This is a genomic window from Nocardia abscessus NBRC 100374 (assembly GCF_000308455.1).
Lineage (GTDB): Bacteria > Actinomycetota > Actinomycetes > Mycobacteriales > Mycobacteriaceae > Nocardia > Nocardia abscessus.
In genome coordinates this window covers 77,015-88,424 of sequence record NZ_BAFP01000071.1, presented here as the reverse complement: position 1 = coordinate 88,424, position 11,410 = coordinate 77,015, and the positions used below count along the sequence as shown (strand labels likewise).

Here is an 11,410-nt window from a genome sequence, read left to right as displayed (position 1 = left end):
CTCTCACCTGCAGATCGGTGATTGCTGGGGCTTCCCGGTGGCCGACGCGAGCCCCACCACGGTGGGCACGAGCGTCGTCAAGCTGGGAAACAGGTCGACGCCGAAATTGCACAGGTAGGTGCCGAGGTAGGCGCCTTCCTGACTCACCCTGGCCAGGCCCTTCATCAGGGCGGGCAGGTTGAATCCGAGGTAGGCGAAGTTCTCCTTGTTCGCCATGAAGTGCCGGGTGAAACCCGGTTCGCGGTACAGCATTTCGTCGAGCTCGGGTTGCACGCCCGCGACCGTCGCCGCCATCCGGTCGGTCACCGTCGCGGCGGTGGACAGCGTGCCGAGCAGCTCGTCGCGATGCTGTGCGAGCCCGTCGATGATCGAGCGTGACCGCGTGATGAGCGAGCTCACTTCACCGCTGTGCACCGCCAGATCGCCCACCACCCGATTCAGGTTGGTGATGACGGAGCCGAGCACCTGATCCGGTCCGGCCAGCGATTGAGCCAGGGTCGACACCTGCTGGATCAGCAGGACCACCGAGGTGTTGTCGCCCTGCAACGCCTTGATCAGGGCACCGGTCACGTTGTCGACCTGTTTCGGGTCGAGCCCGCCGAACAGCGGCTCGAATCCGTTGAGCAGCGCGGAGATGTCGAACGAGGGCTCGGTGCGCTCGAGCCGGATCTCCCCGCCCGGACGCAGCGGAGAGGGATCACCGAAATCGGCCGGCGACAGACCGAGGTACCGCTGGCCGATGACGTTCTGATAGGTGATCGACGCCTTCGTGTTGCCGGACAACTTCTGGGCGTCCTCGACCCGGAACCGCACCCGGGCGCGCGTGCCGTCCAGCTCGATCTTGTCGACGCGGCCCACCCGGACTCCGGCCATGCGCACGTCGTCGCCGACCCGCAATCCGCTGACATCGCTGAACACCGCCGAATAGGGGTGGGTTCCGCCGTTGACCCCGCGGTCCAGTGTCACGAAGGTGACCCAGAGCAGGCCGACAGCGACGGCGACGAACAGGCTCACCCCGATCAGGGAACGGCGATAACTCATCGAGCGCCTCCGGGGAAGGGGCCGTCGCCCAGCAGGGGCGCGAGGGTCGACTCCGCGCCGTTGGCCTCTCCGCTCAGTACCCGGCGGATCAGCTCTTGCAGATCCGCGGGCAGGACAGGCGCCGGTGGATACGTCCGCGGGTCCATCGTGGGCGGCAGCTCCTGGGTGGGGACGGCGGTCGGCGCCGTGCCGCAGTTGGGCGCGGCCAGCTCGCCGTAACGTGCGCAATCCGCCCTGGTGTACAGCGTGTGCGGGGTGAAGCGGAACTGGAACTTGCCGCGCCCGCGCGGGCTGTCCTGGTTCCAGAACTCGGTGAACCACTGGTCGGACAGTTTCTTGATCCGGACCACGATCGGCCCGAACGCCGGCGATCCCTCGGCGAACACGTCGAGGACCGGGCCCATCTGGTTCGCCACGGTGACGATCTGGTCGGTGCGCCGGTCCAGCGTGTCGCCGACGGTGGACAGGGTCGTACCACCGGCCGACAGGAGGCCGACGAGTTGCTGGTTGTGCTCGGCGAAGGTCCGCATAGGTGTGACCGCGTGGTGCAGCGCGTCGAGCAGGTCGGGTGCGGAGGCGTTCAGTCCGCGCACGGCGTCGGCCATCAGGCTCAGCGTGGGCGGCCCGCCATCCGGGGTGAGCAGCGCGTCGAACTCCTTGGTGATGCGCTCGAGCCGAACGCCCGCCGCGACGATGTCGGCGCCACGACGGTCGGTCGCCGTCGCGACCGCGGCGAGCACACCCACCGTGTTGCTCGCGCCGATCCGCGCTGTGCTCGCGATGATCTCGCGCAGTTTGGTGAGGGCGGTCTGCAGTTGCACTGTCGAAAGGCTGCGGTCCTGACGGATCTCGGCGTGCGCCGGCAGCGCCGCGCCGGGACCGTTGTCCACCAATTGCACCGACGACACGGCGAAGACGTTGCTCGGGACGACCCGCGCGGTCACCGTCCGCGGAATCCGCGCCACCGCCGACGGATCCAGCAGCAGCCGCACCCGGTTGGGGCCGCTGCCGACGGCTGGTGCGACCTCGGCCACGGTGCCGACCAGCATCCCGCGGAACTTCACGTCCGACCGGGCGGGCAGTCCGTCGCCGAGCTGCTCCAGCAGTGCGGTCGCCTCCACCTTGTCGTCGAAGCGGCCGGTGGACTTCATCAGCAGCACCGACACGACCGCCACGGTGACAACGACGAGAACCAGTCCGCGTAGGAGCAGCGCGACCGCCGAGGGGCCGCGCCCGTCTTTCTCGAACAGGATCGACATGGTCATCCTCCGAGCCTCGCGCTGGCGCCGATGCCCCAGAGCGCAACCGTGAGCAGCAGATTGACGACGATCATCAACGAGATCGCCGCTCGCATCGCCCGTCCGGCGGCGATACCGACCCCTTGCGGGCCACCGGCGGCGTAGAAGCCGTAGTAGCACTGGACGGTCGAGGTGAGAACGACGAAGACGACCGCTTTGATCAGCGAGTAGACGATGTCGGGCCCGTTGAGCACCAGTTGGAAGTAATGCTCGTAGGTTCCCGCCGACAGCCCGCCGGACAGCCCGACCACCACCCGCACCGCGAGATAGTTCACCGCCAGGCACACCACGTAGAGCGGAATCATCGCGAGCACCGAGGCCAGGATCCGGGTGCTGACCAGGTATGGAATGGAACGGATACCCATCGACTCCATCGCCTCGATCTCCTCGGCGATGCCCATGGCGCCCAGCTGCGCGGTGAAACGGCAGCCCGCCTGCGCCGCGAACGCCAGCGAGGCCATGATCGGAGCGAGTTCGCGCGTGGAGGCGGTCGAGGCGATCAACCCGACCGTCGGCTCCATCCCGAGCAGATGCAAGGCGTTGTAGCCTTCCAGGCCCACGATCGCCCCTCCGGCGGCGCCCAGCACGATGATGACGCCCGCGGTCCCGCCGCCGACGACGATCGAACCGTTGCCCCACGTGACATCGGACAGGATGCGCACGAACTCGGTTCGGTAGTGGCGCAGCATCACCGGAATCGAGAACACGGCGCGCACGAAGAACGTCAGCATGTGCCCGAGGCGCATGATCGCCGTCCCCAGCAGGGTGAAGCTCTGTAGCGCCAGGCGCGTCCCCGGCGGGCGGTAGGGCGCGGCCATCACAACCCCTGCCTGGGGAACAGGATCATCGACAGCTGCGTGACCGCGACGTTCACGGTCATCAACAGCAGGATCGACGCGACGACGGTCGAGTTGACCGAGTTCGCCACGCCCGCGGGACCGCCTTTGGTCGACAATCCCTTCTCGCACGCCACGACGGCCACGATGGCGCCGTACACGACCGCCTTGAACAGGGTCAGCACCAGGTCGCTCACCGTCGCGAACGACGCGAAGGTGGTGACGAAACTTCCGGGCGCACCGCTCTGGACGAAGACGTTGAACAGGTAGCCGGCCAGGAAGCCGACGAAGCAGACGACACCGGTCAGCGACACGCCCACCACCACCGCGGCGGCCAGGCGCGGTACGACCAGCCGCCGCACCACCGAAACCCCCATGACCTCCATCGCGTCCAGCTCGTCCCGGATCTTCCGGGAGCCGAGGTCCGCGCAGATGGCCGAGCCGACGGCCGCGGCCATGAGGAGCGCGGCCACCATCGGCGCCCCCTGCCGGATGACCGCCAACCCGCTCGCGGCGCCCGCCAGCGAGGTGGCGCCGACCTGCCCGGCCAGCAGGCCGAACTGGATGGACAGCGTCACCCCGATCGGCAGCGACACGAAGATCGTCGGCAACACGGCCGCCGAGGCCATGAAGGCGGCCTGCCTGACGAACTCCGCGAACGCGAAACGCCCGGTGAGGACGTCCACGCACAAGTACTGCAGTGCGCGCACGCCCAGAACGAACTGGCCGCCGACGGTTTCCAGGGCGGTGATCGGATGCCTGCGCAGATAACCGCGGAACCACGCCGTGATCGCCCGAGTCGCCCACCTCTCCGGCGGCGCGTCGCCACCGGCGGCGGCGCACGTGTCTGCACGCGCGTCGGCTTCTCGGGGAATAATCATCGCTCTCGAAACTCTCCAGGTCCGGCATCCATCGCCCGCACACGGAAACAATTTGAAACAGTCTTGTTTCATGCGACGGACGCACTGTTTGCACAACGAATTATCCGGACATTCGAACGGTCCAGTGACTGCCGCGCTTCCGGAGGGTGGGAAATCCGCGCCCGAGACGTCGGCCCACCTGCCCGACTCGAATCTCGCCCCGAGTGCTCGCTCCGGAACGAAGCGTCACATCGTTATTGTGCGGGCAGGCACATCACGAGTCAATAGCGTTCGAGCAAAAAGCTTCGCGCGATTTCGCCGGGCCGAAGTGAATAATATTGGACAACAGAATGAAAGCACAAATGGAGTGGCAGGTAATTTCCTGCCACTCGAACAGTCGACGCCGCCGTCGACCGAACGACTCGTTACGCCGAACTAAGGAGTCGTCATTTCGGCGACCGAGCCGCCGTGCGAGAAATCGCGCGCACCACAAATAGCTACCGCGGATTGCGCGCCGTATCACCGCGAGCCCGCACAGGCCTCCTGACTACCTGATGTTCACGTGTCGGGTACCGCGCGGCATCGGTGCACAGCGGCCGGATCGACCGTCCCGACACCGGATGCCGAGCGGATGCTCAGCAAGATGCTGTGCACATGCATAGCATGTGTCGAGACAACGCGTCAATAGAACCGGTGTCCGGTACTACGATACGAATTGATCCCACGACCAGCTTTCTCGAAGGAGGACGGCGGATGCCATCGCCCCGCAGGATCGGAGCCCCTGACGCCAGAAATCGCGGCGTCCTGCTCGACGCCGCTGAACAGCTTTTGCTGGAGGAGGGCTGGGCAGCGGTGACCTCCCGCCGCGTGGCCGACCGCGCCGGACTCAAACCACAGCTGGTGCATTATTACTTCCGCTCCATGGACGAACTGCTGCTGGAAATCTTCCAGCGCCGCGCCGAGCAAGGACTCGAACTCCAGGCCGAGATGATGAAGACGAACAAGCCACTGCGCGCCCTCTGGGATTTCAGCACCGATCCGGCGGCAGTGCGCTTCACCATGGAATTCGTCGGACTGTCCAATCATCGGCCCGCCATACGGGAGGCGGTGGCCGACTACGCGGAGCGATTCCGCACCATCCAGACGGACGTGCTGCAGAGAATTCTGAACGAATACGAATTCGACACCACGCGATTTCCGCCCGCCGCGATGGCGGTGCTGATGACCAGCGTCTCCCGAGTGGTCGTACTGGAGCGGGCGCTGGGCATGTCCGGCGGGCACGCCGAAGCCTTCGAGTTGGTCGAACGAGAGATCGAGAAGCTCGAAGGCGAACGCGGCGACGCCGGACCGGCCCCCGCCTGACCGGCGGCGCGATCGGCCGCCGTCAGGCCGGAACGAGATCCACCTCGCACCGGTAGGTCGACGGCCGAAGCTCTCCGGTCCGGAACACCTCGCTCGACCCCACCACCTCGGCGGGCAGCCCCGCCGCGGTGAGGGCGCACGACTTGAAAGCCCTTGCCGCCATGCTCATTCGATGCCGCGCAGGGCCGACGCGCTGATCCAGTTCGGCGGGCAGGTCCGCACCCCATACGGCGACCTCGGTCAGGCCGCGGTCGAGGCACTCGAGCACCCCGTCGCGAACCCGGGCGTCGGACCGGTAGGTCTGCGCGGCCACGGCCACGGCCGTCGGCCAGGTGTCGTGCACCGGGGTGGCCAGCGACTGCTCCAGGTCGAGCACCGTGGCGCCGAGGATCCGCAGCGGACGCACATCGGCGTGGTCGGAGACCAGCACTGTCACCTCCCACCCCGCGGTGGTCCGGTCGAACAACCAGCCGCCCGCGTGGCGGATCACCTCGGTCGCACTCGGCGCCACCACCGCCAAGCGGTAGCGCAATGGGTGTCGTCGCGCGTGGGCTCGCCAGCGCGACACAGAGTGGAGTTCCCGAACACCTCGGTCAACGGAATCGACGGATCGTCTGGCCATGGTTACTCATCCCGCTATCGAACGTGCAGTTCCGGGCAGGTCCGACCGCGGGCCCGGGCACCGGGCGCCGCTGGTCGCGCCGACACTGGAATCGGCGCAACCATCGCCTCGACGGCGGCCGCACGCCGAGCCGAGAGGTCGATCCGGGGAGCGAAACGGTGCGCCAGGGCTGATGACGGACCATCGCTTCGCCCCACCGGGAACCTACCGATCACACCGTAAGTTGGTTCTCGCAATCGTGATACCTACCTTACAAATATGCAGTATGTGATCTACATCACTATCCGTGCGGCGTGCGCCCGGTCCGGCCATGCCGCTCTACGGCCGCGGATACGGGAAATCATTTGGCGCGGTTCATCACTCGATCCGCCGCGGACCAGTGCTCGTCGGCCACCCAGAGCCGGGCGAACGCCGCGACGGCCTCTTCCGGAGGCACCCCGCCGACCACCCGCTTGATCGCGGCGGCAGACGAGTTCGCCAGCGACCGGGCCGCCGCCCGCCAGCCCTTGTCGAATTCGGCGCGCGGCAGCACCTGGTCGACCAACCCGACCCGCGCGGCGGACGCGGCGTCGAGGATGACCCCCGAGCCCGCCAGCATCAGCGCCCGGCCCGGCCCGACCAGCCGGGCGAGCCGCTCGGCGCCACCCCATGCGGGCATGATCGCCAGCGACACCTGATTGAATCCGATCTTGATGTCGTCGGCCGCGATCCGGATGTCCGCGGCCACCGCCACCTCCGCGCCACCGCCGAGGGCGTGCCCGTTGAGCGCGGCGACCACCGGGCCGGGGAACGCGGCGAGCTGGTCGCAGATGCCGCGCATCCGCCGGGCCATGGCCGCCGCCTGCTCCTCGGTCCGCAGCGCGGCGAGTTCCTTCAGGTCCCCGCCGGAAACGAAGGCACGGTCCCCCGCCCCGGTGATGACCAGGGCCCTGGCCCCGGAGGCGGCGTCGATCGCCTTCTCCAGTTCGTCCATCGTGCCCGGGGCGATGGCGTTGCGGGCGTGCGGGCGATTGATCGTGACGACCGCCAATCCCGCGTCCAGCTCGAGCTCGACCATGTCTTGTTCTCCCATGAGGAAATGTGATTCTCTGTTTCCGAGAACAGTATACGTATCTCGCGCGGCGCACCGCCACGGGATGGGAGTTCGACGATGCGCAAGATCCCCCTCGACCTGGTCCATCGCTACCAGGAGGAGGGTTGGTGGACCTCGGAGACGATCGGCGACCTCTTGGCCGCCGGGCTGGCCGCCGCGCCGGACACCGCCTTCCGCGTCCACTCCGCGGTGCGCCCTTGGGCGGGCACCTTCGGGGAGGTCGAGAACGTCGCCCGCAGGCTGGCCGCCGGATTGCGCCGCCGTGGCGTGGGGCCGGGCGACGCGGTCGCCTTGCAATTGCCGAACTGGATGGAGGCGGCGGCGGTGTTCTGGGCGTCGGCCTTCCTCGGGACGACGGTGGTACCGATCGTGCACTTCTACGGACGCAAGGAGGTCGCCCACATCCTGGCGGCGGTCCGGCCGAAGGTGTTCGTGACCACCGATCGGTTCGGCAACGCCGAGTTCGCTCCCGACCTGCGCGACGCCGTCCCGATCGTCGGCGTGGTCGGCGACGATTTCGAGGACCTGCTCGATCCGGAACCTCTGCCGGGGACCCTTGCCGTCGATCCCGCGGGCCCCGCGCTGATCGCGTTCACCTCCGGCACCACTCGCGCCCCGAAAGGCGTGGTGCACAGCCACCAGACGCTCGGCCACGAGACCCGGCAACTCGCCGGCATCTACCCGGCCGATCGGGGAGACCAGCTGACCGGCGCGCCGATCGGTCACTTCATCGGCATGGTGAACGCCTTCCTGATCCCGGTGCTCGACCGGATGCCGATCCACCTCCTCGACGTCTGGGATCCGGGCAAGGTGCTCGAATTGATGCTCACCGAGGGGCTCACCGTGGGCGGCGGCGTGCCCTATTACGTCACCAGCCTGCTCGACCATCCGGACTACACCCCCGAGCACCTGCCTCACCTGCGCTACGCGGGTCTGGGTGGCGCGGCGGTGCCCGCCGTGGTCACCACCCGGCTGGCCGGGGTCGGCATCACCGTGTACCGCTCCTACGGCAGTACCGAGCACCCCTCGATCACCGGATCGCTCCACACCGCACCGGAGGCCAAGCGGCTGTTCACCGACGGCGCCGCACTCCCCGGCGTGGAATTGCGGTTGGCCGAGGACGGTGAAATCCTCAGCCGCGGACCGGATCTGTGCCTCGGCTACACCGATCCCGAACTCACCGCGGCCGCCTTCGACGACGACGGCTGGTACCACACCGGCGACATCGGCGTGCTGGACGCGGACGGTTACCTGACGATCACCGACCGCAAGTCCGACATGATCATCCGCGGCGGCGAGAACATCAGCGCCCTGGAAGTCGAGGAAGTGCTGCTGACCCTGCCCGGCGTGACCGAGGCGGTGGCGGTCGCCGTGCCCGATGCCCGGCTCGGCGAGCGCACCGCCGCGGTGCTGCGGCTGCAGCCGGACCGATCCGCGCCGAGCCTGGACGAGCTACGCGCACACTTCGCCACCGCCGGACTGGCCAAGCAGAAATGGCCGGAGGAAGTGCACGTCGTCGAGGACTTCCCGCGGACAGCCAGCGGCAAGATCCGCAAGTTCGTGGTCCGCGAGGATCTCGCCGCCACGCGCGCCGTCGCCGAGAGCGTTGCGGTGCAACCCTGAAGAGAATAACATTCTCATTATTCGCCAAGGAGGATTCCATGACCAAAGTCGAGCTGCCCTATCAGCTCTTCGACGCCGACAACCACCTGTACGAGACCAAGGACGCTCTCACCAAGTACCTGCCCAAGGAGTACGCGGGGACGATCCAGTACGTCGAGATCAACGGGCGCACCAAGATCGCGGTTCTCGGCCAGATCAGCGAGTACATCCCCAATCCCACCTTCGACGTCGTGGCCCGGCCCGGCGCCATGGAGGAGTACTTCAAGCACGGCAATCCCGAGGGCAAGAGCAGGCGCGAGATCTTCGGTGAGCCGATGCGCGCCATCCAGGCCTTCCGCGACCCGGTGGAACGCCTGAAGGTCATGGACGAGCTGCAGCTGCAGCGCGCGCTGATGTTCCCGACCCTGGCCAGTTTGGTCGAGGAGCGCATGCGCAACCATCCCGAGCTGATCCACGCGGTGATCCACTCGCTGAACCAGTGGATGCTCGAGACCTGGGGCCAAGACGGCAACTTCGTGCACTCCGACCGGATCTTCACCGTCCCGGTGGTCACCCTGCCGATCGTCGAGAAGGCGATCGAGGAGCTGAACTGGTGCGTGGTCGAGCACGGCGCCAAGGCGATCCTGATCCGCCCGGCTCCGGTGCCCGGCTTCAAGGGCATGCGCTCGTTCGCACTGCCGGAGTTCGATCCGTTCTGGAAGCGGGTCGTCGAACTCGACGTGCTGGTCACCATGCACTCCTCGGACAGCGGCTACTCGCGCTTCGACGCCGAATGGGAGGGCAGCTCGCTCGAGATGCTGCCGTTCAAGACCAACACCTTCGCGATGACCAACCAGTGGCGTCCGGTCACCGACGCGGTGGCGTCCTGGGTCTGCCACGGCGCGCTCAACCGCTTCCCGGAGCTGAAGATCGCCGTCATCGAGAACGGCTCCGCCTGGCTGGAGCCGCTGCTGCAGCAGCTTTCCGACGTCTACAAGAAGGCGCCGGAGGGCTTCGGGTTCCGCGACCCGATCGAGGCCATCAAGCAGAGCCTGTACGTCAGCCCGTTCTGGGAAGAGGATCTGGAACGGCTGTCCAGCGTCATCGGCGCCGATCACGTGCTGTTCGGCTCCGACTGGCCGCATCCGGAGGGCTTGGCCGAGCCGGCGCGCTACATCCACGAGATCAAGGACATGCCGCTGGAGAACCAGGCCAAGATCATGGGCGGAAACCTGGCGCGGCTGCTGAAAGTATGACTTGGCAGACCATCCCGCAGATGGTCCTGACGACGGCCGACCGCTTCGGTGATGCCGAAGCGGTCGTCGACGGGGACCTGCGGTGGAGCTTCGCCGAACTCGCCGACCGGGTACGCCGGGCAGCGGGGGCGTTCGCCGCGGCGGGAATCGAGAAGGGCGACCGGGCGGCGATCTGGGCGCCGAATTCGGCCGAGTGGATCGTCGCGGCATTCGGCCTGCTCACCGCGGGCGGCGTGCTGGTGCCGGTGAACACCCGGTTCAAGGCGGAGGAAGCCGGCGACGTCATCCGCCGCAGCGGCGCCAAAGCGGTGCTCGTCCAGCAGGGCTTCCTCGGCGTCGACTACACCGGCGCCGCCGAGGTGCCGGTGATCGATCTGAAGTCGGATTTCCTGGACAGCGGCGCGCCGTTCGAGCGGAGCGTGGCAGGCACCGACATCGCCGACATCATCTACACCTCCGGCACCACCGGGCGTCCCAAGGGCGTGATGATGAATCACGCGCAGACGCTGCGGCTCTACGCGGAGTGGTGCGATCTGGCGGATCTGCGGGAGGGCGACCGCTATCTGATCGTCAACCCGTTCTTCCACACCTTCGGATACAAAGCGGGTCTCGTCGCGTCGCTCATCCGTGGCGCGACGATCCTTCCGGTGCCGGTGTTCGACGTCGATCGGGTGCTGGAACTGGTGGCGCGGGAGCGGATCACGATGCTGCCCGGCCCGCCGACCCTCTACCACTCGCTGCTGGAGGCCGCGGGCGAGCACGATCTGTCGTCGTTGCGCGCCGCGGTCACCGGAGCGGCCGACATCCCGGTCGAACTCATCCGCCGGGTGCGCGAGGAACTTCCGTTCCAGTCGATCATGACCGGATACGGGTTGACCGAGGCGGGCACCGCCACCGCGTCGCGGCCCGGGGACACCTTCGAGCAGATCGCGACGACCGTCGGACAGGCTTGCGACGGTATCGAGATCCGCATCGCCGATGACGGTGAGGTTCTCGTTCGCGGCTACAGCGTGATGCAGGGCTACCTGGACGACCCGCAGGCGACGGCCGAGGCGATCGACGCCGACGGCTGGCTGCACACCGGCGATCTCGGCAGTCTCGATCCCGACGGCAGGCTGCGCATCATCGGCCGCAAGAAGGACATGTTCATCGTGGGTGGGTTCAACGCGTATCCGGCCGAGATAGAAGGATTTCTGCTGGAACATCCCGCGGTCGCGCAGGTCGCCGTCATCGGTGTCCCGGACGAACGGCTCGGACAGGTCGGCCGGGCCTTCGTGGTGACCAAGAACCCGGTCACCGAAGACGAGCTGATCGCCTGGAGCCGGGAGCGGATGGCGGGCTACAAGGTTCCGCGCTCGGTGTGCTTTCTGCGCGCACTGCCGCTGAACGCGACCGGCAAGGTGATGAAGAACCAACTGCGGTAACGGCGGCGAGGCCGAA

The 11,410-nt window shown here is 67.5% G+C and carries 10 protein-coding genes; 4 read left to right on the top strand and 6 right to left on the bottom strand.

The genetic code is table 11. The features are described 5' to 3' along the window. Positions 1-3 precede the first annotated feature (3 nt). Genes ON19_RS14210 through ON19_RS14195 form a run of 4 tightly spaced genes read right to left on the bottom strand, consistent with a single transcriptional unit; the run spans position 4 to position 4,056 of the window. A complete protein-coding gene (locus ON19_RS14210; protein WP_043691361.1) occupies positions 4-1,041 on the bottom strand; it encodes an MlaD family protein in 1,038 nt (345 codons plus the stop codon). Further along, positions 1,038-2,306, bottom strand: coding sequence for an MlaD family protein (locus ON19_RS14205; RefSeq protein ID WP_227954723.1), 1,269 nt, complete (start codon positions 2,304-2,306; stop codon positions 1,038-1,040). Before ON19_RS14205 ends, ON19_RS14210 begins: the two co-directional genes overlap by 4 nt. Then, positions 2,303-3,157, bottom strand: coding sequence for an ABC transporter permease (locus tag ON19_RS14200; RefSeq protein WP_043691359.1), 855 nt, complete (start codon positions 3,155-3,157; stop codon positions 2,303-2,305). Before ON19_RS14200 ends, ON19_RS14205 begins: the two co-directional genes overlap by 4 nt. Further along, positions 3,157-4,056, bottom strand: a complete 900-nt coding sequence (locus ON19_RS14195; protein ID WP_083899366.1) for an MlaE family ABC transporter permease — start codon at positions 4,054-4,056, stop codon at positions 3,157-3,159. Before ON19_RS14195 ends, ON19_RS14200 begins: the two co-directional genes overlap by 1 nt. 732 nt (positions 4,057-4,788) lie before the next feature. Here ON19_RS14195 and ON19_RS14190 point away from each other — a divergent pair. After that, entirely contained in the window at positions 4,789-5,397 is a 609-nt protein-coding gene (locus ON19_RS14190) for a TetR/AcrR family transcriptional regulator (protein WP_043691356.1), read from the top strand. 22 nt (positions 5,398-5,419) lie between these two features. On the opposite strand, the gene ON19_RS14185 is transcribed toward ON19_RS14190, so the two are convergent. Together ON19_RS14185 and ON19_RS14180 are read right to left on the bottom strand one after the other, a co-directional pair. Beyond that, on the bottom strand, positions 5,420-5,929 hold the full coding sequence (locus ON19_RS14185) for a hypothetical protein (RefSeq protein ID WP_043691355.1): 510 nt from the start codon (positions 5,927-5,929) through the stop codon (positions 5,420-5,422). A 430-nt stretch (positions 5,930-6,359) separates the two neighbouring features. Continuing rightward, positions 6,360-7,076 carry an enoyl-CoA hydratase/isomerase family protein gene (locus tag ON19_RS14180; RefSeq protein WP_083899372.1) on the bottom strand — a complete coding sequence of 239 codons (717 nt, stop codon included), beginning with the start codon at positions 7,074-7,076 and terminating at the stop codon, positions 6,360-6,362. Positions 7,077-7,169: 93 nt separating this feature from the next. Between ON19_RS14180 and ON19_RS14175 the strand changes: the two genes are divergently transcribed. From ON19_RS14175 to ON19_RS14165, 3 genes are read left to right on the top strand one after another with little or no spacing between them, the layout of a single operon-like run. Beyond that, the gene (locus tag ON19_RS14175) at positions 7,170-8,735 is read left to right on the top strand and encodes an AMP-binding protein (protein ID WP_043691352.1); all 1,566 of its coding nucleotides are present in this window, start codon (positions 7,170-7,172) and stop codon (positions 8,733-8,735) included. A 38-nt stretch (positions 8,736-8,773) separates the two neighbouring features. Next, positions 8,774-9,970, top strand: a complete 1,197-nt coding sequence (locus tag ON19_RS14170) for an amidohydrolase family protein (RefSeq protein ID WP_043691351.1) — start codon at positions 8,774-8,776, stop codon at positions 9,968-9,970. Beyond that, positions 9,967-11,394: a FadD3 family acyl-CoA ligase gene (locus ON19_RS14165; protein ID WP_043691349.1), complete on the top strand. Its 1,428-nt coding sequence runs from the start codon at positions 9,967-9,969 to the stop codon at positions 11,392-11,394. The genes ON19_RS14170 and ON19_RS14165 overlap by 4 nt, the downstream gene beginning before the upstream one ends. Positions 11,395-11,410 lie beyond the last annotated feature (16 nt).

Bases quoted from the DNA above. Each gene is read 5' to 3' on its own strand.
- ON19_RS14210 (WP_043691361.1), bottom strand. From the start codon at position 1,041: ATGAGTTATCGCCGTTCCCTGATCGGGGTGAGCCTGTTCGTCGCCGTC.
- ON19_RS14205 (WP_227954723.1), bottom strand. From the start codon at position 2,306: ATGACCATGTCGATCCTGTTCGAGAAAGACGGGCGCGGCCCCTCGGCG.
- ON19_RS14200 (WP_043691359.1), bottom strand. From the start codon at position 3,157: ATGGCCGCGCCCTACCGCCCGCCGGGGACGCGCCTGGCGCTACAGAGC.
- ON19_RS14195 (WP_083899366.1), bottom strand. From the start codon at position 4,056: ATGATTATTCCCCGAGAAGCCGACGCGCGTGCAGACACGTGCGCCGCC.
- ON19_RS14190 (WP_043691356.1), top strand. From the start codon at position 4,789: ATGCCATCGCCCCGCAGGATCGGAGCCCCTGACGCCAGAAATCGCGGC.
- ON19_RS14180 (WP_083899372.1), bottom strand. From the start codon at position 7,076: ATGGTCGAGCTCGAGCTGGACGCGGGATTGGCGGTCGTCACGATCAAT.
- ON19_RS14175 (WP_043691352.1), top strand. From the start codon at position 7,170: ATGCGCAAGATCCCCCTCGACCTGGTCCATCGCTACCAGGAGGAGGGT.
- ON19_RS14170 (WP_043691351.1), top strand. From the start codon at position 8,774: ATGACCAAAGTCGAGCTGCCCTATCAGCTCTTCGACGCCGACAACCAC.
- ON19_RS14165 (WP_043691349.1), top strand. From the start codon at position 9,967: ATGACTTGGCAGACCATCCCGCAGATGGTCCTGACGACGGCCGACCGC.